The sequence below is a fragment of the Singulisphaera rosea genome (assembly GCF_054877945.1).
The window spans coordinates 128,774-150,402 of record NZ_JBTYIP020000022.1; the positions used below are offsets into that span (position 1 = coordinate 128,774).

Here is a 21,629-nt window from a genome sequence, read left to right on the forward strand (position 1 = left end):
AGGATCAAACTCGAGGCCGAGAGATGTGCATTCCGACGAGCCGGGCGATCAGGATCGTCATGTAGATCTGCCCGACGATCGCCTCGACGTAGCATAGGGTCTGGACGTGGGGGCCTCGAGGGACCATCTCGGCGTAGCCGAGCGTCGTGAGGGTCGCGAAGCTGAAATACATGAGGTCGGGGAAGTGGTCACGCACCGTCACCCGGACTGGGACCGCCCCCTGGCCCTCCATCGGGAACCGGAAAGAACCGGGGTAGGCCATCCCGACGACGGCATAGGCGAAGACCCAGGCGAGCCCGATCAACAGGTACACGCAGACGGCCGCCTTCAAGGTCTCCAAGGTCACCTCGGCGTGCCGGAGGATGGCCGAGAGGATCATCCCCGAGGCGTACGCGAGGCCCGCGAGGACCAGGATGTGGTGCAGACCGAAGAGCAGGGGATTGAGCTTGAGGTACGCCGCACAGTGGACCCCCAGGGTGGCCACCGTCAGCGACATCCCGAGGATGAGAGGCCTCCTCCCGCTGGCCGAGGCGCGGATCCCAGCCAGCATCACCGCGAAGACGAGCACATCGATCGGGCTGGCGAGCACGTCTCCGCCGCTCAGCCAGGGGGTGAGGAGCACGAGGGCGAGCAGGAGCGTGAGCAGCAGTCCATAGCGTCCCCCGAATGTCCTGCCGATCGTCGGACGGGTCTTCGTAATGACCTTCTCCGCTGCCATCGACCTCGCCCCTCTTCGGCCCGATCCTCCTCCCGGAAGCGGCGAGGAGAGCCTCCCAACCGTCCTCCGAGACCGGCCGACATCTTACCGGACGGCACCGACCATGGCGCGGCCTACGCCGGGGGAAACCGCTTGCAATCCCGCCCCCTCCACCGCATCTTGAGATCGGCCCTGCGCCTCGAAGGCCAGGCCGCTCTCCTTCGCGTTCTCTCAAGGTCTCCTTCCCATGCGCATCGCCCGAGCTTTGATCGCGTCCGCCGCCCTTGTCGTCTCTTTGATGAGTCCTGCCGGCCTCCGGGCCGCGGAACCCGCGCCGGATGCGGCCAAGGGCAAGAAGTACCTGATCATCCACGCGGACGACGCCGGGATGTGCCACTCCGCGAATCGGGGGACCTTCGAGGCGTTGGAGAAGGGGATCGTCACGTCGTGCAGCATCATGATCCCGTGTCCCTGGGTCAAGGAGTTCGCCGACTACGCGAAGGCCCACCCCGAGAAGGACTACGGGATCCACCTGACGCTCAACTCGGAGTGGGCCCAGTTCAAATGGGGCTCGGTCGCGAGCCGAGACAAGGTGCCAAGCCTGCTCGACAAAGACGGCAATTTCTACGGCGGCGTCGACGGGGTCATGAAGAACGCCAAGGCCGAGGAAGTCGAGATCGAGTTGATCGCCCAGGTCGAGCGGGCGAAGGCCCTCGGCATCCCGATCAGCCACCTCGACACCCACATGGGGGCGTTGGTGAGCCGGCCCGACATCCTCGAGGTCTACGTCAAGGTCGGCCTCAAATACAACCTCCCCGTCCTCTTCCTACGCAACGTCGACGGGGCCATCGGCGAGGAGTACCCCGCCCTCCGCGAAAAGGGTAAGGCCCTGCTGGCAGCCCTCGACGCGAAGCGCCTGCCCGTCCTCGACAACCTCGTGCAGTTCTACGGCGGCGACGACCTCGACAAGCGGGCCGAGACCTATCTCAATTCCCTGAGGACGCTCCCGGCGGGCGTCAGCCAGCTCATCATCCATTGCGGCGTCGCCGACGATGAGCTCCGCGCCGTCACCAACAGCTCCGAGCGTCGCGACTCCGATCGGAAGATCTTCACCGACCCCGCCACCGCCGCCGAGATCAAGCGGCTGGGGATCGAGCTGATCTCCTGGAAGCAGTTCCGGGAGATGACCGAGACCGCGGCCAAGCCGAACGGGGCGAGCAACGTCCGCTGAGGATGTTGGCCGGCGCGAGTTCGATGGTCGTCGACCTTCCCCCCCGCGTCGTCGACGACCTCCGGCTCGTTGCCAGCCGACTTCAGGGAGCTTTCCGCAAAGGACGAGGGAACCCGATGCAACGAGTCCTGCTCCTGACGACTGCCGCGCTCATGGCCCCTCTCGCCTCGGCGGACGAGCCGACCAAGGGGCATCCGATTAGGATCGTCAGCCCGAAGGACAACGGGATCAGCGCGACCGGGATCAATGAGCTCGGCGACATCATTGGTTTCGAGTGGAGGGAGAACAAGAAGTATCCCGGGATGCTGGACCAGATCCCCTTCTTCGCTCGAGGGAAGGAGATCACCCCGCTCCCGCTCCTCCAGGGGTATACCGCCGCCTTCCCGGCCGCCGTCGACGAAAACGGCCAGGTCGTCGGGCGGGTCAGCCGTCCCCCGTCGAAGCTTAGCAAGGTGATGCGCAACCAGGCCTTCCTCTGGGATGCCAAGTCCGGTATCCGGGGCCTCGGTGCCCTCGATGGAGACGCCTCGTCATTCGCCTGCGGCATCACCCGGGACGGCAGATGTATCAGCGGATATTCGGTCGGCGAGCAACGCATCCGGGCCTGCGTCTGGGAGAAACGAGGCGAGCGTTGGGAAGCCACGGCCCTACCTCACGCCGCGCGCCTCGGCTCCCAGGTGGTGGCGATCAGCGACGACGGCCGGTTCATCGCGGCCAACGACGGGGCCATCCCGTGTCTCTGGACCCGGGGCGCGTCGAACACCTGGACCCGCGAAGAAATCGGCGAAGCCGGGGCACTCATCCCTCGAGCCGTCAACAACCTGGGGACCGTGGTCGGCCTCCGCTACCCCGACAACGCGAATACGCAGGCCGTCGTCTGGACCCGAGACAAAGGCTGCAAACGACTCCGGCCCCCTTCCGACTACGGCAAGGCCGAGGCCACCGACGTGAACAACGACAACGTGGTGGTCGGCATGCTCGACGGGCCGACCGCCTCGGATAAAGGCCCTCGCGCCTTCGTCTACGAGAACGGGCGGCTTCGCCTGATCGACGAAGGGGGCGAGACCTTCGTCGCCGCGAATGCCATCAACGATCGGGGGCAGGTCGCCGGGATCATGGAGGACCAGGAAGAAGAAGACGACGCAAGTAAGAAGCAAGGGCCGGACGCCAAGAAACAGGCCCCGCCAGCCAGGCCTTGATCCTTCGGTCGAGTCACCAACAGGCCTGGGTCCGAGAGCGAGCGAAGCGAGCCGAGGCCTGTCGCCATCGGTTCCTCGATTCGCCTTGACCCTCCTCGCGATTCCGTCATCCTGGGTCCATCGGGGGGTCGTCCTTACGCGAGGCCCCCTGTCGAGAGTGTTGTCTCTACGGGACGAGGAACCGGTCGGCCGATTCGGATCGTCCGAGGAACCGGTGATGGCAGGCATGCGACCCAACGAAGCGAGCCAGGACCTGCCCGCCGGGAGCCCGCGAGGGACCTGCTCCCTGGCGTTGACGATCAACGGGGTCCGCTACGGCATGAAGCCGATCCGCGTCGACCGGGGCGCGGCCCGACGTTGCTTCGAACTCCGCAAGGCGGACGGCACCTTCTACCACGTCGCCGTCCTGGACTATGGGGCAGAATGCACCTGCCCCGACTTCGTCTTCAATCGAGACGGCCTCGACCCCCTGGGATGCAAGCACATCCGATCGCTGGTCGCCCTCGGCATCATCGACACGAGGGCCACCCACGTCCGGCGAGTCCCCCCGTCCGCCTTCGACGAGGAGTCGGAGACCCTCGAGCCCCTTCGGCGACCGGGCCAGCAGGCAGACCTGCAAGCCTAGATATCAACCCTTTTTCACGCCATTTCACGCCAAACAATACAATATTCACGCAAAACCAGGAAACAATCCCGGGTGCCGACGCCTCTTGGATTCAACAAGATCACATTAACTAGGCAGGCCAATCCCGAAGTCCCATGGACCCGAACCCGGGTAACCCGAAGACAACCGGGGAACGACATGAGTGCATACATGGGGCATTTCGTCATCACAAACCCTACCAAATAGCCCAATCGCCACCACGCTCCCGAAACCAGCAAGTTCGCCACAATACCACGCTCATTGACATCACGGAGCAACTCCGTCAGGAATCCGAATGATTCTAAGGAAGCTTTACAAGGATTCCTCTTCGCTTCTATCGAACATCTGCTAAACTGCGTCCCGTCGGTGACCAAGGACAGCTCTCCGTCGAAAGCCATTGCGATCGCGGCGCCCCAATTCAGGGTCGCCCGAAATTCCTCCTCTGAACTCGACGTACTTCCGGCCAGGTGAATTCGTCGGTCTCTGTTCACGCACCAGGATGGCTCCATGTTGAACATCTCGCTTGTCGGCCTCGGAATGCTCCTCGCGATCGCCGCGAGTGTCTACGCGAACCGCCTCCGCTCCCTCCTCCTCAGCGAGCGCTGCTGCCCGAACTGTGGCCCGAAATCCTCGCTCAGCCGAATCCCCCGCCAGTGGACCGATCGATTGATCGGCGGCGTGATCGCCTGCCGACGCTATCAATGCTTCTCCTGCCGCTGGAGTGGCCTGATCCGGGATCGGGCGACCAAGCCGTCCGGAAGGCCCGGGGGAACCACGGAATTCGAGCTCCCCGTCTTCCCGGCCGATGCCCGCGGCATCTCCGGCCATCACGCCTGAGTTGAGAACAGGGACGCCCCCTTGAGGAGGGTATACCTCCCCGGAGCGAGGCGTCCCATCGCCTTCCAGATCGTGTCTCCAGAAATCATTATTTTAATATACTTAAGAAATCTATTCAACAATTTCAAGCCTACGACCGAGCCTTTCCCACCTCCGCCAGCGATCCATTATCCCTAAGTTGTGAGAGATCAATCACTCGTTCCCACGGTCCCCGTGGGAATGCCGTCTTCGACCTCGGAAGGCCACCTGGAAACCATCCGAAGCGAGCGGACGAGCCCCTGTCAGGACTCCCGACTCGATCCCTCAATCGGCGAAGACGGCTTGATCCGGATCGTGACGCGTCCGCACGGAAAGAGGGTCGTCCACGGCCCGAAATACCGACGCGGAGCGTCGAAGACGGCATTCCCACGGGGACCATGGGATCGACATCCAAATATTCGTTCATGGACAGCGACGAGGCATGGTGGCCCTTGACGAACGCGGGGCTTGCCCTTCGTTTCGAACCGCCCCCTGACATGCCGCCCGCCCGCAACGCCCTTGCCAAGGAACCGGTCGTCCAACGGACGTGGGATCCCTCAGGCGGATTCCCGGCCCGACCTAGCGCTCATGTTGAGGCCCTGGGGAGTCCACTCCAAACGGGAGAGGCCCGGGAGCTTGGCGAGCTCCTCCACGACCGCGGGTTGGGTGGGATCGTCGGGGCGGGCCCGCCAGGTGACCTCGCAGAGGAGCGTCCAGGTCCGTTCCGGCTTCGCGTAGCAGACCCCTGGATTCGACATGCGGAGCCCTTGCCCGTGGATCACGGCGCAGACCTCGGCCTCCGTCGGCCCGTCGAGCGCCGCGGTCAAGGAGAGGAGGGCCCGTCGTTCCTGCGGGAACATGGCTTCGAGGCGTTTGAGTACCGAGATGATGAGCATTCCCATCACGAGCGCCGCGATTCCCAGCGAGAGCTGGCCCCCGCCGAAGCATAGCCCAAGGATGGTCGCGAACCAGAGCGTGGCCGCCGTCGTGACGCCGACCACCACGTCCCCTCTCTTCAGGATCGCCCCACCCCCGATGAACCCCATCCCCGTGAGGATGCCAAGGGGGAGCCGCATCAGATCGAGCGAGACGAACGAGTCGGAAGGTCTTCCTGCCGTCATCAGGAGCAGGTTCACCTGGATCATTGACACCGCCGCGGCCAAGCAGACCAGCAGCGTCGTCCTCAACCCGGCGGGTCGGCCATGTTCGCCCCGATCGAAACCGATGAGCCCCCCCGCGATCACGGTCAGCGTCAACCTCAAGACGATCTCATACCAAGCGAGCTGGGGCGACATTCAACCCTCCGTGCCGACCTTTATCATCGACCCGATATCGGGATGGATTCCGGACGGAAAAGATGACAGTCAACAGATGACGCAGACGATCGCAGATAAAATCCATTGATTAACAAAAATTCTTTAAAACTTCGAGTTTTAAATTATCTATGTTAATCTGCGCCATCTGTCGGCAATCCGTCTTCGATTCCCATCCGTCTTCCATCCGTGGCTAGAAATCAAACTCCGGGACCGGCCAGGATCGCCAACAGGGCGTCGTGGTCGACCGGCTTGACGAGGTGATAGTCGAAACCGGCGGCCCGGGAGCGTCGCCGGTCTTCGTCCTGGCCGTAGCCCGAGATCGCGACGATGACCGAATCCTCGCAGGAAGGGCGGCGCCGGAGGGCGGTCACGACCTCGTAGCCGTCCATGCCGGGCATGCCGATGTCCATCAGGATGAAATCGGGCGTGAATTCATCGACGACCGCCAGGGCCTCGAGGCCGTCGTGGGCGCTTCGGACCTCGTGGCCCAGGAAGGTCATGAGGCGGGCGAGCCCTCGGGCGGTGTCGAGGTTATCGTCGACCACGAGGATCCGAGACTTCGGCGAGGCGTGCGTCGGCCCCTCGACTCGAGGCCTTGCGGAGACCGGGCCCTCCGCCGCCGGGTTCGCCAAGGGGAGATGCACGGCGAACATGCTCCCCTGGCCTCGCCCTTGGCTCTCGGCGACGACGCGCCCGCCATGCATCTCGATGATCCGTTGCACGATCGTGAGCCCGATGCCGAGGCCCCCTTCGGAGCGGGCGACCGAGCGATTCCCCTGCACGAACAACTCGAACATCTGGGGGAGCTGGTCGGGCGCGATCCCCAGGCCCGTGTCCCTCACCGAAATCACGAGTTCCCCGCCCTTGACGGCCGTCGTGAGGTGGATCTTCCCGTGATTCTCGGAATACTTGGCCGCGTTGTTCAGGAGGTTGGCCACGACCTGCTCGAGCCGCGTCGGGTCGACGTCGACCTTCGCGTCCCCGTGCCCGTACTCGACCGTGAGCTCGTGTTCCCGGGCCTGGACGAGGAGCATGACCGAGGCCACGGCGTGCTCGACGACGGGCTGGACGTCGAGCACTTGCTTCTTGAGCTGGATCGTCCCTCGGGTGATCCGGGAGACGTCGAGGAGGTCGTCGATGAGGCGGGAGAGGTTCTTCACCTGCGCCTCGATGACCTGCGTCGCCCACTCGTGGTGTTCGCCCTCGGCCGACCGCTTGGAGACCTGGGTGGCGTTGCTGATCGCGGCCAGGGGGTTGCGGAGCTCGTGGGCGAGCATGGCGAGGAACTCGTCCTTGCGCCGGCCGGCCTCTTCGAGGGCCGAGGCGTACTGCCGGCTCTCCTTCAGGAGCCTGGCGTTCTCCTCGGTCGCGACCTTGAGCTCATCGCGTTGGCGGAAGAGTTCGAAGAAGGCATCCGCCTTGCTCCGGAGGATCTCGTGCTCGATGGGCTTGTGGAGGAAGTCGACGGCGCCGGCCTCGTACCCTCGGAAGCGTCGCTTGCGGTCGGCGTTCCCGGCGGTGAGGAAGATGATCGGCACGCGTCGGGTCCGCTCGGATCCTCGCATGAGCTCGGCGAGCTCGAAGCCGTCCATCCCGGGCATCTGCACGTCGACGAGCGCAAGCGCGACCTCGTATTTCAGGAGGAGCTCCAGGGCCTCCGGCCCGGTCCGAGCCTTGAGGAGGACGAGGCCTTCGCGGCGCAGGAGGGCCTCGAGCGCCAGGAGGTTGCCCTCGAGGTCGTCGACGAGCAAGAAATAGACGGGATTAGGCGGCTTCGCGTTCATGAGGGTTTGACCACCTCCTTGAGGTACTCCGCGATGGCTTCCAAGCTCAAGGCTCGCGACCCGGGGCATGCGTCGAGCGCGGCCTGCGGCATCTCTCGAGAGTGGGCGAGCGCCGGGTCCTGGACCAGGGCGAGCCCCCCCGCGTCCTGGATGGTGCGAAGCCCTCGGGCTCCGTCGTGGTTCGCCCCCGTGAGCACGACCCCGATCAAGCCCGGGCCGTACGCGTCGGCGGCGGTCTCGAAGAGCACGTCGATCGAGGGCCTGCTGTACGAGACCGGCTCGTCGCTCGACAGCGACAACCGTCGGTCGCGTTCCACCAGCAGGTGATAATCCGGCGGCGCGAAATAGATCCGGCCGCCGAGGATCGGCTCCTTATCTTCCGCTTCACGGACGTCGACCCGGCACTTCGCCCGGAACAGCTCGGCCAGGACGCTTTCCTTGTCGGGGGGGATGTGGACCACGATCATGATCGGCAGCGGGAACTCCCCCGGCAGGGCAGGGAGGAGCCTGGACAGGGCGTCCACCGCCCCGGCCGACGCCCCGACGACGACGGCTTCGACCCGGGGCCTCACGTGGCACCTCGCTTCTGATAAATCCGCTCGTCCCTCGAGAATTCGGTGAAGGCCTCGGCATGCTTCGAGAACCGGAGATTCTCCTTGGCCCCCAGGCCGAGGAAGCCCTTCCTCGTGAGCGATTCCCGGAACAGGCCGACCGCGCGATCCTGGAGCTCCCGGTCGAAGTAGATCAGCACGTTCCGGCACGAGACGAGGTGGACCTCGGCGAAGACGGCGTCGCTGACCAGGCTATGGTCGGAGAAGACGACCTGTCGGCGCAGGCTCTTGTCGAAGACGACCGCACCATACGCCGCCGTGTAGTAGTCCGAGAGCGAAGACTTCCCCCCGGATCGTCGATGATTCTCGGTGAAGAGCGGGACCCGGTCGAGCTCGTAGACACCGGCCTCCGCCTTCGCCAGGGCGTTGGGGTCGATGTCGGTGCCGTAGATCAGCGTGCGCGACTCGAGCCCCTCCTCCCGAAAGAGGATCGCCAGCGAGTAAACTTCTTCCCCTGCGCTGCAGCCGGCGACCCAGACCTTCAGCGACGGATACGTCTTCAGGTGGGGCACGACGACGTCCCGAAGGGCCCGGAAGTAGGCCGGGTCGCGGAACAGCTCGCTCACCTGCACGGTCAGGTACGACAAGAGCTTCGGCAGCACCGCGCCGTCGTGGAGGACTCGGTCCTGGAGCTGGGAGAAGGTCCGACAGCCGAAATGCTCCCGCCCCAGCGTCAGGCGACGCTTCAGCGAGGCCATCGAGTAGCCTCGGAAGTCGTAGTGATACTTCCGGGAGATCGAATCGAGCAGGAGCCGGAGCTCGATGTCGTCGGTCTTCTCGAGCACGGCCCGATCCTCCCCCATTACCGAGGCATCCAGACCCGGACGAGAGACAGCAGCTTCTCAACGTCCAAAGGCTTGGCCAGGTAGTCGTTGGCGCCCGCCGACAGGCAATCCTCCTGGTCGTTCTTCATCGCCTTCGCCGTGAGCGCGATGATCGGCAGCTTCCGCCAACCGGCGTCCTTCCGGATCTCTCGCATCGCGGTGAGCCCGTCCATCTCGGGCATCATGATATCCATGAGCACGAGGTCGATCGACTCGGGCGGATCTCCCTTCGACCGCTCGAGCGCGGCCAGGGCCTCGCGGCCATTCCTGGCGATCAGGACCTTAGCCCCCCTCGGCTCGAGGATGCTCGTGAGCGCGAAGACGTTGCGCACGTCGTCCTCGACGACGAGGATCCGCCGCCCTTCGAGCGCGGCGTCCCGGCTCCTCGCCTTCGCGAGCATCTTCTGCTGCTCGGCGGGGAGCTCCGAAACCACCTGGTGCAAGAACAGCGTGACCTCGTCGAGCAACCGTTCGGGGGACTTCACCCCCTTGATGATGATCGACTTCGAATACTTCCGAAGCTGCTGCTCCTCGTCGATCGAGAGGTCTCGCCCCGTGTAGACGATCACTGGCGGGAACGAGTAGGTATCTTCCCGGCTCAGGGTCTCGAGGAGCGAGTAGCCCGAGGCATCGGGGAGCGAGAGGTCGAGGACCATGCAGTCGAACGTGGTGGTCTTGAGCCGTTCGAGGCACTCGCCCGCGCTCTCCGCCCCGACGGTCTCGACGTCGTGGGCCCCCAGGAGCTTGCGGAGGCTGTCGAGCTGGACGGGGTCGTCCTCCACGATCAGGACCCGACGGAGGCGCTGGTCGAGCCGGGCCTCGAGCTGGGAGAGGGCCTGGCCAAGTTCCTCGCGCTTCACGGGCTTCAGCATGTAGCCGACGGCGCCGAGGGCGAGGGCGGTCTGTGCGTGGTCGTGCCCGGAAACGACGTGGACCGGGATGTGCCGGGTCCTCGAGTCCTGCTTCAGGCGATCGAGGACCGAGAGGCCCGAGAAGTCGGGCAAGCCCACATCGAGGATCACCGCGCTAGGCCGGTGCTGGGCGGCGACGATCAGTGCCTCCTCGGCGGTCGTCGCGATCAGGCAGTGGAAACCGTTCTCGTGGGCGAGGTCGTAGATGACCCGGGCGAACACCACGTCGTCCTCCACGACCAGGATGACACGCCGAGTGCCGGTCAATTCCTGGCGGTCGTCGGCCACCCGACGAGTCAAGGAGGGGCTCGAAGCGGCGGGGTCCGGTCGGGATGCGGCGAAATCCTTCTCCGGAGCCTCGGTCGTCGTGGTCGTCCGAGAGATCCCCGAGGCCGACTCGGCCTGCACCGCCGAGGCCGCCAGGCCGGCCGTCCTGGGTTGGACGAGCGACGGGTCGAACGAGCGGGGGATCGTGACCGTGAACGTGCTCCCTCGCCCGGGCGCGCTCTCGAGGTGGATGTCGCCGCCGAGGATCCTCGTGAGCTCCCGGGCGATCGAGAGGCCGAGGCCCGTGCCTCCGTACTTCCGGTTGGTCGTCCCGTCCGCCTGGCGGAAGGCTTCGAACACCACCCTCTGCTGCTGCGCCGAGATGCCGATCCCGGTGTCTCGGACGACGAACGCGACGCGGTCGCCCGAAGCGGCCTCGACATCCAGCGTCACCTCGCCGGCTTCGGTGAACTTGAGCGCGTTCGACAACAGGTTCTTGATGACCTGCTCGAGTCGTTGCCGGTCGGTATCGATAACCTCGGGACAGCCCTTCGCGATTTGGACACGGAGTGCGAGCTGCTTCTGCTCGGCGACCGGCCGGAAGATCCGCCCGAGCTCCTCCACCAGCCGAGGAAGCCCCACCGGCTCGGAGCGGACCTCCATGTGCCCGGCCTCGATCTTCGAGAGGTCGAGGATGTCGTTGATCAGGGCCAGCAGGTCGTTCCCGGCGGACCGGATGGTGTCGGCGTACTGGACCTGTTCGTCGGTCAGGTTCCCTTCGCGGTTGTCCGCGAGCAACTTGGCGAGGATGAGGGAGGAGTTGAGCGGGGTGCGGAGCTCGTGCGACATATTCGCCAGGAAGTCGGACTTATACCGGCTCGCCTGTTCGAGCTCTCGGGCCTGGAGCTCGACGGCGGCCTTGGCGCGGCTCGCGTCGTCGCGCTGGGCCTCGAGGACTTCCGCCTGCTTCTCCAACTGGGAGTTGGTCTGCTCGAGCTCGGCCTGCTGGAGCTCGAGCCTCCCTTGCGAATCTCTCAGGGCCCGGCCTTGTTCTTCGAGCTCCTCGTTCGAGACCCGGAGCTCTTCCCCTTGCGCCTGGAGCTCTTCGGCCTGGCGCTGGGTCTCGTGCAAGAGGTTCTGGACGTGGGCCCGGAACGTCGCCGAGCGGATCGCGACTCCGACCGACTCGGCGATCCCCTCGAAGAATTCGAGGTTGTCACCGGTCATCGGTCGCATGAAGCCCAGTTCGAGCACCCCGTTGACCTGGCCGTCCTCCTTGATGGGGACGACGGCGAGGTGCCTCGGCTTCCCGCGCCCGAAGGCCGAGCCGACGGCCAGGTAACCTTCGGGGACATCATGGACGTGGAAGGTCCGGCCGTCCTTAACGGCCTGCCCGAGTAGCCCGTCGCCCGGCTCGAAAACGTCAGGAGTGCCGCCGCCCGAGGCCACTCCATAAGTGGCGATCCGTCGGTAGTGGCCGTCCTTAATGAAGAGTGCCCCTGCCTGGGCGTCGAGATACTCGGCGATGAAGCGGAGCAGGTTGTCTCCAAGTTGCTCGACACGCTGCTCCCCGAGCATCACTTTGCTCAAACCGATCTGACCCGTCTGGAACCATTCCTGCCTCCGCCGAGCCACCATCGAGCGATTGAGCAGGTAACCCACGGCGCAGACCAGGAACACGCCGATCAACCCGGTCAGGAGCCCCGTCCCGACGGTCACCCCGTAGGCGTTTTCCATCTCCTCGAGCCGACGATTCCGGAGTCTCCGCTCTTCTTCCTGCATCTCCTCGACCTTGGCCCGGATGGCGTCCATGGCCCCCTTGCCACGGTCGGACACCACGACGGCCAGCGCGGCCTCGAACCCCTTGGTTCGCCGCAAGGCGATCGTCTCTTCGAGCTCCTGGAACTTGGAGGCGATCCGACCCTGGAGCGCCGAGATCCGCCCTTGTTGCGCGGGATTGTCGCGGGTCATCCGCTCCACGTCGCGGACGCGCTCGTCGATTTGGGCCACGGCCTTCGTGTGGGGCTCGAGGTATCGCTCGTCGCCGGTGATCAAATAGCCGCGCTGGCCGGTCTCGGCATCCTTGGCAAACGAAAGGATCTCCTCGAGGGCGGCGAGGACCTCGTGCGTGTGAGTGATCTGCTCGGCGTCGACCTTGAGGGTGCGTGTGTTGACGAACGAGATGATCCCGCTGGTCACGAACAGGAGCAGGACGGCGGCAATGCCAAGATAGAGCTCGGCGCCCGATCGTTGGGGAAGAGATCCACGTTGCGGCTCATCAATCATCGGCGTCCTGATCCGTCACTGTCGTAGAGGCCAAGCGATCCACTTCGCCCGTTGTGGCGGACGAGGTCACGAACTCGGGCTTAAAAGCCCTCGGATTAGGGGGAGGTTCGGCGGGGCCTGGAGCCTACGCTCGAAGGCGATCCGGGTCGGCGACGAGTCATCCGCAGCGTATGGCGACCGGGAAACCACCTTGATCTCGTTGGGGACGAGCGCCAAGGTCGCATGAGGTCCCGTCGGCATCGGCGCCCACGCTCTCGTAAGCCCGGCCTCCAACAACCATCGCCGAACCTTCGGAAGAACCCCTTCAAACACAGCAAATGCGAGGCCAATTCATCCAGGCCCGGGAGGCGTCTTCGAAGCGAGCACCAGGAAGACGCCCGAAATCCCTGGGTTTTGCCGGGGAAGGGGGGTCGGCGCCGACTCCTCGGCCGACCGCGGAACCTGAGATCGTGCGGCCCTCAAGATACGAAATCCGGGCGGTTCCCCGCAAGCGCGCCTCGCTCGGCGACCGAGCGACGACGCCCCATCGGGCGAGTGTCGGCACGAACCGGCTGACGACCCTGTCAACGAACTCGAGAACGACGTCTCCTATACGTCGGCACGCCGATTGCCCCTGAAGAATTGTCTGACAAGGTCGCACACGCGGACCACCTCGGTCGAGGAGGCGCGAGTTCAGACCCGAGGCCGTGCGTGGTGTAAAGGGGTGGGGCATGCCGCGGGACTTCGCATTGGAAGAGATGGACCGACTCAAGCAAATGCAACGGGCCCACTGCCACAACCCCTACCTCTGCGACGTCGTGGAGCGCAACATCGCGACCCTGATCGAGGTCCGTCGGCAGACCGAGCGCACGAGGAGTCGACAGGACCGGATCGCCGATCGTATCACGACGTTCTCCGGCAGCATGGCGTTCATCTACCTCCACGCAGCCTGGTTCGGGATCTGGACCGTCGCCAACCTCGGCGTCTTCGGGGAGCGGTTCGTCTTCGACCCGTTCCCTTACGGGCTCCTGACGATGGTCGTCTCGCTCGAAGCGATCTTCCTCTCCACGTTCGTCCTCCTCAGCCAGAACCGCCAGGCCGAGATGGCCGACCGCCGAGCCGACCTCGACCTCCAGATCAACCTCCTGACCGAACACGAGGTGACCCGCGTCCTGACCTTGGTCGACGCCATCGCCGACCACCTCGGCCTCGAGGTCGGCAACGACCCCGAAATCGAGGAACTGAAGAAAGACGTCGCCCCCGAGCATGTCCTCAGGGAGCTCGACGAGCGTGCCGGGACCGTGAAGGCCACCGAGCCGAACTAACCAATATGCATAAAGTCTACCATGTTATCACTTCTATAAATCATGATTAATTCCGACCCGGCCGACCACGACGGTCGCCGACGCGGCAAGGAACCAAACCGAACACACAATCGACGACAATCGTATTCAATAAATCATTTAGATAACTTTCTTAAAAAAAATTCCGATGATTTTATGTTTTATTCGTCTTATCCGTGTTCAATCCGTGTTTCATCCGTGGCCAAACGATCCCGTCTTCCATCCGCGGCGGATTCTGAAAGCGACCTCGTTCCACCTTGGCCTGCTTTGAGGAGGGTTGGATCCGGGTTTCACCGAGGCCGAATTCGTGCGAGAATCGTCGCCGGTTCGAACTCCGATGTCTACAGGAGAACAGGTGATGGCGAGTCGGATCGGGCGATGTGCGGCGGCCTGGCTGATCCTGTTGTCCGGCACGTCGATGGGAGCCGAGCCGGGGACCTTGCCCCGGGCCGAGGGATATTCCGGATGTTGGTACTCGATCGGCCCGACGAAGGATGAGTTCAAGTACAAGTATAGCGGCGGCATGGCCACCTACCCCCAGCAGCACGCGCCGATCGCCGTTTACGACGAGGCGTCGAATCGGACCTTCTTCGTCTACGGCGGCGCGAATCCCGAGCGGACCTCGATCCTGCACATGGTCTCCTATTTCGACCACGCCTCGAAGACATTCCCCGCCCCGAGGATCCTGCTCGACAAGGCGACCACCGACGCGCACGACAACCCGATCCTCCAGATCGACGACGCCGGATACCTCTGGATCTTCTCCAACGCGCACGGGACGGCGCGACCGTCCTTCATCCACAAGAGCCTGAAGCCGCGCTCGATCGACGGATTCGAGCGCGTGGTGAAGTCGAATTTCTCTTATGGGAATGCCTGGGTCGTCCCCGGCCGAGGGTTCCTGTTCCTCCACACGAAATACGCCTCGGGCCGAGGCCTGCGCTTCATCACGAGCCCCGACGGCCGCGACTGGTCCGACCCGACCCCGATCGCCCGGATCGACCAGGGGGACTACCAGGTAAGTTGGCGACGCCATGGGACGGTCGCCACCGCCTTCGACTACCATCCGAGGCCGCTCGGCCTCGACGCCCGGACGAACCTCTACTACCTCCAGACCCCCGACGCGGGCAAGACCTGGACGACCGCCGACGGCGCGTCGGTGACGCTCCCCTTCGATACCCCGGCGAACCCCGCCCTCGTCCGTGACTTCGCCTCGGAACACAAACTCGTCTACCTCAAAGACCTGAACTTCGACGCCGAAGGGCGCCCGGTCGTCCTCTTCCTGACCAGCAAAGGCCACCAACCCGGCCCCGAACGCGGCCCCCACGAGTGGCAGACGGCGCACTGGACGGGCAAAACCTGGAGGTTCCGCCCCTTCACGACGTCCGACCACAACTACGACCACGGCTCACTCTTCATCGAGCCCGACGGTCTCTGGCGGATCATCGCGCCAACCGACCCCGGCCCTCAGCCCTTCGGCACCGGCGGAGCCATGGTCATGTGGACCAGCCCCGACGAGGGCGCCTCCTGGACCCCGACCCGTCGCCTCACCAATGATCCAAAGCGCAATCACTCGTACGCACGACGACCGCTCAACGCCCACCCCGACTTTTATGCCCTCTGGGCCGACGGCAACGCTCGCGAAAAATCCGACTCGAATCTCTATTTCACCGACAAGCCGGGAACCCACGTCTGGCGACTTCCGGCCAAGGTCGCGGGCGATTCGACGACGCCCGAGCTCGTAGACTACTGATCCCAATACATCAACACCTCGCAGAAGAATCCCGCTACGCACCCGGTCGAAGCGCATCCTCCAATCCTGCCTCAACGAAACCACCCACGGAGCCGGCGAAGAAGCTCCCGAAAACAGCCGGCATCGCGCCTCGTCCCATTCTCGAATTCCCGGGGTCTTGACGGACAAGCCAAGGCCGAGTGCTCGAGAAAATTTAGGCCTTCCTCGTACCTCAGGCGGGTGATTCGTCGCCCCCGGAGTTGAAGGTCCAGGGCGTTGCGGATGTCATCCTCGTCGAGCTTGCACCGTTCCCAGAGCATCCTGTCATAGTTGAGCCAACCCGCCGTCTCCCACGCGAAGCGCCTCATCGCATCGATCTGCTCGAACCCGAAGCCTCTCCGGATCAGCTCCGCGACGACGTCGTCGTACCAGTCGTCGGCATGCTCGGTGTCGAGGATCTCCTCACAGACGAGGGCCCAGGTGGAAACCTCCCCCCAGTGGGCCACGTTTTTCGGACGTGCGGTACCACCTCGGATCCGCCGAGCAGCCTCGGTGAGCGGCCCTGAAAGGATCATCCGATCGACGAATTCACGCGTGATGACATTCATGCACGACAAGCCGCCTTCGAATCGCGCCGGCGATCAATCGTCGGAACCGGGGTAGCAAAGACTGAGGTATTCGTCGAAGTCGTCGGCCAGAAAGTAGAGGGAATCGTATCCCGCGGGCTTCATCGAGAGCTGTCCTGTCCGCCGTAATTCTAGGTAATCGCGGATCTCGTCGGCCATCGCGATGAATCGAGCTTCGAATTCCTCGTCGGGCCAAAAGCACCGAAATTCACCGTCCAGAGCATAGACGGCCCCACGGTCAATACCGGCGACAGACAGGCACGTGTTCATTGCAAAATCCGCCACGCCGATGGTGACCATGTTCCTCGGAGTGATCATGGAGTCGAGGAGTCCCCGCACTTCGTCCGCGTCATGAAAACCGCGAAGGACATGATCTCCGAACGGCGTGGGCTCCTCGACGGGGCAGAGGATGTGGAACTCCACCTCGCCAACCAGAACCATCGGCACGCACATGCGCGTGGGGGAGACGATCTCACCATCAAAGGCAATCGCGTGATCGAAACGCATCCGTCCCTGAACGGCAGTGTTCGCCCGCTCGATGATCCGAGCTTTTGATCCCTGCGCCGTCGGGTAAGCGGCTCAGGGTCAGCCCTCACCACCGTCCAAGGGCATCGTCATCATCGCCTCGAACGACTCGGCCAGTGAGACCAGGTCGATCAATCGCTCGCGGTGCTTGGACGCGAGGCCCTTGAGCGTCGACTTGCCCAGGCGTTGCACCTGGCGGAAGAGCGTCACATCCTCGCCATCGCCGCAGTGGGTCTCTACCAGTAACGCGGCATCGGACTCCTCCAGCCACGGTTGGGCCTTGCAAAGCGCCGTCGCCAGGATCGCCCTGAACGACTCGAGGCACCGATGCAGGGCCTCGACCGCCTGGTCCTCGTCCCGATCGCCATCGAACGCGAGTTTCTCGAACCTCGCTCGGAGCGGGCCCACCATCGGGAGCAACCGCCCGCGATAGAGGCGATCGAGGTCCTGATGGTCGAGCGGGGCGAGACTCAAGGTCAAGCCGTCAACAAGCCAGGTCGAGGAGCGTTTGACGTCCATGTGGAATCCAGGGCGGCGCATCTTGAGCCAAGCGGTGAATTCGAGCCGGAAGGCGACGAGGCGGGGGTGCCTCAATGAATGCTTATTGCCATCATCGATGTGAACCTAACACATCCGATCCGGGCGTGCAATGGCCGGATCGCCCCATCCCGTCGCAGGCCGAACGTCAGAGCTGGTGCGTTCCTCGATTCCGAGCCACACGTGGGCCCTCCGGCTCGCCCCGTCACCTTCAGAGTCGATGAAGCACCAATCGGGCAGACATCGGTGTCTCCTTTCCGGCCAGAGACCAGCCTCCGCTGTTCACCTAAACGGGCAAGCTCATCGCGAAGGGGTCAATCGCGTGCCACGGCCGAGCTGCGACATGGGGAGGCGATACGGGTTGCGGCTCACCCTCTGCTCCCCTCGTCTACGACGCTATGTCCTCGCAACGGGATGACGGCTCGTCACGATTCGTGCGAGCAAGGCGAGGTCGACGTCTCCGGAACAAACCGGCCGATGCCCAATCCGGTCCATGGCTGGTAAACTCGGGACCGTACCCGGACGAGACAACCAAGGGGAACCATGCGTTGAGGTCGATATCCTGGTACCTGCTCGCGGCCCTCGGGGAGATCGGGGGTTGCTTCGCGTTCTGGGCGTGGCTGCGGATGAACAAGAGCCCGCTTTGGATCGCCCCCGGCGTCGCGTCTTTGATCGTCTTCGCCTTGGCACTCACCCGGATCGACGCCGAAGCCGCGGGCCGGGCCTATGCGGCCTACGGCGGGATCTACATCCTCTCCGCCCTGGTCTGGCTCTGGCTCGCCGAGGGTGTTCGCCCCGACCGCTGGGACATCCTCGGGGCGGTGGTCTGCCTCGCCGGCGCCGTAATTATCCTCTACGGGCCGCGAGACCGATGAGTCTCGGACGACCGAAATCCCTCCGCCTCCTTCGTTCGTCGATTCGATCGGCTCGAAGCCGTCTATGCGCAAAGATTATGGCTTCATGTTTTCATTTTCCGATTGACTCCAGACCCGGATGGCTGCGGGCAAGCCCGACCGACGATCGCTCGGAGCAACGGGATGGGTCGCGTCTTCCGGCTCTCCCCCAACCGGTCGAGCATGCAGTAGACTCGATAGTCCGCATAAAAATGCATTGAACCGTCAAAGCCATAAATACTCCATAGATTCCATCCCTCTTATTCATTTGGAATTTATCGCTCGCTGGGGGTATGACAGGCTTGTCCAACAACACCCCGACCCCTGCTCGACTCAAGCTAACCTCGAAACGTGTCGACCGGTTGAGGGTCGTGCTCCCTCTGTTGGCGGCACATGGGTTGCAAGCATAGCTTTCCGAACAAATTTGCCTGGGATGAAGGCGGGGTCTCTTCTCCGTGACCGTGACTCCGACATGACGGGTTTGAGCATCATTGGGTGCGTCGAGACGTTGCAGGATCCGCGAGTGCGAGTGCCCGGGCTCCCGTAGCCAGCTCAGCAGCGAGAGGACCCAGGTCAAGAATCCGAGATGGTCCCGAAGCCGGATTACGGAAAAATGACCTACAAGGGGTCGGGAAAAGTGGATGGAAAGGCAGCCGTCATCACCGGCGGTGACAGCGGGATCGGTCGAGCCGGTGCTCTTGCCTTTGCACGGGAAGTTGCGGACATCCTCACTTCCTATCTTACCAAGGAGTTTGATGGGAGCGAGACCGTGCGAGTCGTCGAAGCCGACGGGCGGAAGTGCGTCGCCGTCGCGGTCGACTTCCGCGAGGAGTTCCACAGCAAGGCGATCATCGAACGGGCGGTGAAGGAATTCGGCAAAGTCGACGTTTTGATCAATTACGCCGCCTTCCAGGTGAGCCGGGAGGAAATGTCGGAGATCAGCACCGAGGGAGTTCGACAGGACTCTGGACGCAAACCTCGACGCAATGTTCTGGCTGACCAAAGCGGCCGTACCGCAAATGTCCGAGGGCGGGTCCGTGATTAACACGTCCTCGATCCAGGCGGACAATCCCTGCCCTGAACGTCTTCCCTACGCCATGACCAAGGCCGCCATCCAGAACTTCACCGGAGGGTTGTCGCAGATGCTCGGCAAGAAGGGCATCCGGCCCAGCTGCGTAGCCCCTGGATCGATCTGAACGTCTCTCATCCCCGCGACCATGCCCCAAGAAAAAGGCAAGGACTTCGGCAATCACGTGGCACTTGGGCGGGCTTGCCAGCCCGCCGAACTTGCCCCTACCGTCGTACCGGTTGCATCGAACGGCGGGAGCTACAAAGCCGGTCCCACGGCCGCTGTGACCGGCGGCAAGCCGCTCAGTTGACGACCCATTCCCGAGGAGCCGCCCATGAGAGCCCTATGCTGGCACGGCAAGAGCGATGTTCGGGTAGACACCGTTCCGGACCCGACGATCGAGGATCCACGCGACGCCATCATTCAGATCACCTCCACGTGTATATGCGGATCGGATCTCCATCTCTACGACGGATACATGCCCACGATGGAGCCTGGCGACGTGCTCGGGCACGAGCCGATGGGCATCGTCGTCGAGGTCGGCAAGGGCGTCAAGAAGCTCAAGAAGGGCGATCGCGTGGTCGTGCCCTTCACGCTCTCGTGCGGGGAATGCTGGTACTGCAAACGGGGCGAGTTCTCGTTCTGCGATACCTCCAATCCCAACGCCGAGGTCGCCCGGAAGGCGATGGGGCAATCCCCCGCCGGGCTGCTCGGCTACTCCCACATGCTGGGAGGCTTCCCCGGCGGCCAGGCTGAGTATCTTCGGGTCCCCTACGCCGACGTCGGCCCGCAGGTGATCCCCGACGGTTTGCCGGACGAGAAGGTTGTCTTTCTCTCCGACATCTTCCCCACCGGTTACATGGCCGCCGAGAATGCCCAGATTCAGCCTGGCGACACGGTGGCGATCTGGGGGTGTGGGCCGGTCGCCCAGTTCACCATCCGGAGCGCATGGATGCTCGGCGCCGGGCGTGTGGTCGCGATCGACACGGTCGCAGAGCGGCTCGAGATGGCCGAGAGTTCCAAGGCCGAAACAATCGATTTCGGAAAACAAGACGTCTACGAATCCTTAATGGAGATGACCAAGGGTCGAGGGCCGGATTGCTGCATCGACGCGGTCGGGGCCGAGGCCCACGGTGGCGGGAGCATCGGTGCCGTGATCGATAAGGCCAAGGCCTCGGTTGGACTTGGCACCGATCGCCCCTCGGCGCTTCGGGATGCCATCATGTGCTGCCGGAAGGGGGGCACGGTGTCGATTCCGGGCGTCTACATCGGGTTCCTCGACAAAGTCCCGATGGGCGCCGCGATGAACAAAGGCCTGACTTTCAAGATGGGCCAGACCCACACCCAACGTTACACCCAGCCACTCCTTGAGAAAATCCAATCGGGGGCAATCGATCCCTCGTTCGTCATCACCCACAAGATCCCGCTCGAAGAGGCCCCCGCCGCTTATAAAACCTTCCGAGACAAGAAGGACAAATGCATCAAGGTCGTTTTGAAACCTTGATCATCACAATGCTTCTCGCTTCTTTGTAGACACTCGACTCCAGGGGGTCATCGGGGCGAACTCGTCCGAGGGGCCAGGGTCGGCTTGGGTCGCACGAGTCTAGTCCGAACGTCTCAACGAGGCTTTCTTCCACCCGATCCATTGACCAAGTCATCGATCGAAGTCGAAGCGTTGTGATTCTGCCGGACCTTCTCGTACATATCGTGGATTTGCTGCACCTCGCCCTCAGGACGACCCTCGAGGTTGATGAGAGTCGGGCTGACCTTGTTCACGGCCGCCACCAGTTCATTCCGCTTGACTTGCATCGCCAGCGTGTCCTTCGCCTGGGCCCGCTGGAGCAGGAAGAGTCGCAGGAAGGAGGTCATGGTCACGACCTCGTCGAAATAATGGTAAGCCTCCGACCAGCCGAGGACAACGGCGGCCCCGAGCCGGGAGGCGATCAAACCGAACCCTGCATGGGTCCCCAGAGGCCCGCTTGCAAATCCGGCCGCCCACCCCGCCATCGATTCCAGACGATCTGTGGTTCGCAGCTCGAGCACGTGCATACTCCCCGTCGGCGGCCCGACACCTGCCGTATCCGAAGTGGGCGAAACGAATCAAAGTTCCAACGCGGGAGTGAATGCGTTGCTCGATTAGAGACCCAGGCAAGATGAATACCGATGGCAGTCGCCCTGTTGTTCCTCGCCGCTGTCCGAAGCAAGGATAACTCAATCCGGACGCCGGGTCGGCTTCAATGTCGACGATGGCTAGCGACAGGCCTGGTGAGGCACTTCCGCATGAGCCGCTTGTGCTGACCCTTC

At 63.7% G+C, this 21,629-nt stretch carries 18 protein-coding genes and 1 pseudogene; 9 read left to right on the forward strand and 10 right to left on the reverse strand.

Features of this window, described 5'->3' with window-relative positions; all coding sequences use genetic code 11:
* Nucleotides 1-4: 4 nt before the first annotated feature.
* Nucleotides 5-718, reverse strand: coding sequence for an ion channel (locus ACYOEI_RS29070; RefSeq protein ID WP_462853162.1), 714 nt, complete (start codon nt 716-718; stop codon nt 5-7).
* A gap of 226 nt (nt 719-944) precedes the next feature.
* Between ACYOEI_RS29070 and ACYOEI_RS29075 the strand changes: the two genes are divergently transcribed.
* From ACYOEI_RS29075 to ACYOEI_RS29090, 4 genes are all read left to right on the forward strand, one after another.
* On the forward strand, nt 945-1,928 hold the full coding sequence (locus ACYOEI_RS29075; protein WP_462853163.1) for a polysaccharide deacetylase family protein: 984 nt from the start codon (nt 945-947) through the stop codon (nt 1,926-1,928).
* Between the two features lie 116 nt (nt 1,929-2,044).
* Nucleotides 2,045-3,127, forward strand: a complete 1,083-nt coding sequence (locus ACYOEI_RS29080; protein WP_462853164.1) for an HAF repeat-containing protein — start codon at nt 2,045-2,047, stop codon at nt 3,125-3,127.
* 217 nt (nt 3,128-3,344) lie between these two features.
* Nucleotides 3,345-3,752: an SWIM zinc finger family protein gene (locus ACYOEI_RS29085; protein WP_462853166.1), complete on the forward strand. Its 408-nt coding sequence runs from the start codon at nt 3,345-3,347 to the stop codon at nt 3,750-3,752.
* Nucleotides 3,753-4,277: 525 nt separating this feature from the next.
* Entirely contained in the window at nt 4,278-4,607 is a 330-nt protein-coding gene (locus ACYOEI_RS29090) for a hypothetical protein (protein WP_462853168.1), read from the forward strand.
* Between the two features lie 575 nt (nt 4,608-5,182).
* Here the strand turns inward: ACYOEI_RS29090 and ACYOEI_RS29095 are convergent.
* The 5 genes from ACYOEI_RS29095 to ACYOEI_RS29115 form a co-directional block, all read right to left on the reverse strand.
* A complete protein-coding gene (locus ACYOEI_RS29095; protein ID WP_462853169.1) occupies nt 5,183-5,920 on the reverse strand; it encodes an MgtC/SapB family protein in 738 nt (245 codons plus the stop codon).
* A gap of 218 nt (nt 5,921-6,138) precedes the next feature.
* Nucleotides 6,139-7,725: a response regulator gene (locus tag ACYOEI_RS29100; RefSeq protein WP_462853170.1), complete on the reverse strand. Its 1,587-nt coding sequence runs from the start codon at nt 7,723-7,725 to the stop codon at nt 6,139-6,141.
* A complete protein-coding gene (locus ACYOEI_RS29105; RefSeq protein ID WP_462853172.1) occupies nt 7,722-8,297 on the reverse strand; it encodes a chemotaxis protein CheB in 576 nt (191 codons plus the stop codon). The genes ACYOEI_RS29100 and ACYOEI_RS29105 overlap by 4 nt, the downstream gene beginning before the upstream one ends.
* Nucleotides 8,294-9,139: a CheR family methyltransferase gene (locus ACYOEI_RS29110; protein ID WP_462853174.1), complete on the reverse strand. Its 846-nt coding sequence runs from the start codon at nt 9,137-9,139 to the stop codon at nt 8,294-8,296. The genes ACYOEI_RS29105 and ACYOEI_RS29110 overlap by 4 nt, the downstream gene beginning before the upstream one ends.
* Entirely contained in the window at nt 9,139-12,624 is a 3,486-nt protein-coding gene (locus tag ACYOEI_RS29115) for a response regulator (protein WP_462853175.1), read from the reverse strand. The genes ACYOEI_RS29110 and ACYOEI_RS29115 overlap by 1 nt, the downstream gene beginning before the upstream one ends.
* Nucleotides 12,625-13,334: 710 nt before the next feature.
* Here ACYOEI_RS29115 and ACYOEI_RS29120 point away from each other — a divergent pair.
* Both ACYOEI_RS29120 and ACYOEI_RS29125 read left to right on the forward strand, forming a co-directional pair.
* Nucleotides 13,335-13,928: a DUF1003 domain-containing protein gene (locus ACYOEI_RS29120; protein ID WP_462853176.1), complete on the forward strand. Its 594-nt coding sequence runs from the start codon at nt 13,335-13,337 to the stop codon at nt 13,926-13,928.
* 376 nt (nt 13,929-14,304) lie between these two features.
* Nucleotides 14,305-15,696, forward strand: coding sequence for a BNR-4 repeat-containing protein (locus ACYOEI_RS29125; protein ID WP_462853177.1), 1,392 nt, complete (start codon nt 14,305-14,307; stop codon nt 15,694-15,696).
* A gap of 71 nt (nt 15,697-15,767) precedes the next feature.
* Here the strand turns inward: ACYOEI_RS29125 and ACYOEI_RS29130 are convergent, their stop codons facing one another.
* From ACYOEI_RS29130 to ACYOEI_RS29140, 3 genes are all read right to left on the reverse strand, one after another.
* Nucleotides 15,768-16,283 (reverse strand): hypothetical protein, encoded by a 516-nt coding sequence (locus tag ACYOEI_RS29130; RefSeq protein ID WP_462853178.1) that lies wholly within the window; start codon nt 16,281-16,283, stop codon nt 15,768-15,770.
* 33 nt (nt 16,284-16,316) lie between these two features.
* The gene (locus ACYOEI_RS29135; protein WP_462853179.1) at nt 16,317-16,808 is read right to left on the reverse strand and encodes an SMI1/KNR4 family protein; all 492 of its coding nucleotides are present in this window, start codon (nt 16,806-16,808) and stop codon (nt 16,317-16,319) included.
* 78 nt (nt 16,809-16,886) lie between these two features.
* On the reverse strand, nt 16,887-17,345 hold the full coding sequence (locus tag ACYOEI_RS29140) for a hypothetical protein (protein ID WP_462853180.1): 459 nt from the start codon (nt 17,343-17,345) through the stop codon (nt 16,887-16,889).
* Between the two features lie 566 nt (nt 17,346-17,911).
* Between ACYOEI_RS29140 and ACYOEI_RS29145 the strand changes: the two genes are divergently transcribed.
* From ACYOEI_RS29145 to ACYOEI_RS29155, 3 genes and pseudogenes are all read left to right on the forward strand, one after another.
* Nucleotides 17,912-18,238 carry a YnfA family protein gene (locus ACYOEI_RS29145; RefSeq protein ID WP_462853181.1) on the forward strand — a complete coding sequence of 109 codons (327 nt, stop codon included), beginning with the start codon at nt 17,912-17,914 and terminating at the stop codon, nt 18,236-18,238.
* Nucleotides 18,239-18,842: 604 nt separating this feature from the next.
* Nucleotides 18,843-19,635 (forward strand): annotated as a pseudogene (locus ACYOEI_RS29150) (SDR family oxidoreductase).
* Between the two features lie 24 nt (nt 19,636-19,659).
* A complete protein-coding gene (locus ACYOEI_RS29155; RefSeq protein WP_462853182.1) occupies nt 19,660-20,829 on the forward strand; it encodes a zinc-dependent alcohol dehydrogenase in 1,170 nt (389 codons plus the stop codon).
* A gap of 113 nt (nt 20,830-20,942) precedes the next feature.
* On the opposite strand, the gene ACYOEI_RS29160 is transcribed toward ACYOEI_RS29155, so the two are convergent.
* Complete coding sequence (locus ACYOEI_RS29160) at nt 20,943-21,368, reverse strand: low affinity iron permease family protein (protein WP_462853183.1); 426 nt, start codon at nt 21,366-21,368, stop codon at nt 20,943-20,945.
* Between the last annotated feature and the right edge of the window lie 261 nt (nt 21,369-21,629).

Bases quoted from the DNA above. Each gene is read 5' to 3' on its own strand.
- ACYOEI_RS29070 (WP_462853162.1), bottom strand. From the start codon at position 718: ATGGCAGCGGAGAAGGTCATTACGAAGACCCGTCCGACGATCGGCAGG.
- ACYOEI_RS29075 (WP_462853163.1), top strand. From the start codon at position 945: ATGCGCATCGCCCGAGCTTTGATCGCGTCCGCCGCCCTTGTCGTCTCT.
- ACYOEI_RS29080 (WP_462853164.1), top strand. From the start codon at position 2,045: ATGCAACGAGTCCTGCTCCTGACGACTGCCGCGCTCATGGCCCCTCTC.
- ACYOEI_RS29085 (WP_462853166.1), top strand. From the start codon at position 3,345: ATGGCAGGCATGCGACCCAACGAAGCGAGCCAGGACCTGCCCGCCGGG.
- ACYOEI_RS29090 (WP_462853168.1), top strand. From the start codon at position 4,278: ATGTTGAACATCTCGCTTGTCGGCCTCGGAATGCTCCTCGCGATCGCC.
- ACYOEI_RS29095 (WP_462853169.1), bottom strand. From the start codon at position 5,920: ATGTCGCCCCAGCTCGCTTGGTATGAGATCGTCTTGAGGTTGACGCTG.
- ACYOEI_RS29100 (WP_462853170.1), bottom strand. From the start codon at position 7,725: ATGAACGCGAAGCCGCCTAATCCCGTCTATTTCTTGCTCGTCGACGAC.
- ACYOEI_RS29110 (WP_462853174.1), bottom strand. From the start codon at position 9,139: ATGGGGGAGGATCGGGCCGTGCTCGAGAAGACCGACGACATCGAGCTC.
- ACYOEI_RS29115 (WP_462853175.1), bottom strand. From the start codon at position 12,624: ATGATTGATGAGCCGCAACGTGGATCTCTTCCCCAACGATCGGGCGCC.
- ACYOEI_RS29120 (WP_462853176.1), top strand. From the start codon at position 13,335: ATGCCGCGGGACTTCGCATTGGAAGAGATGGACCGACTCAAGCAAATG.
- ACYOEI_RS29125 (WP_462853177.1), top strand. From the start codon at position 14,305: ATGGCGAGTCGGATCGGGCGATGTGCGGCGGCCTGGCTGATCCTGTTG.
- ACYOEI_RS29130 (WP_462853178.1), bottom strand. From the start codon at position 16,283: ATGAATGTCATCACGCGTGAATTCGTCGATCGGATGATCCTTTCAGGG.
- ACYOEI_RS29135 (WP_462853179.1), bottom strand. From the start codon at position 16,808: ATGCGTTTCGATCACGCGATTGCCTTTGATGGTGAGATCGTCTCCCCC.
- ACYOEI_RS29140 (WP_462853180.1), bottom strand. From the start codon at position 17,345: ATGGACGTCAAACGCTCCTCGACCTGGCTTGTTGACGGCTTGACCTTG.
- ACYOEI_RS29155 (WP_462853182.1), top strand. From the start codon at position 19,660: ATGAGAGCCCTATGCTGGCACGGCAAGAGCGATGTTCGGGTAGACACC.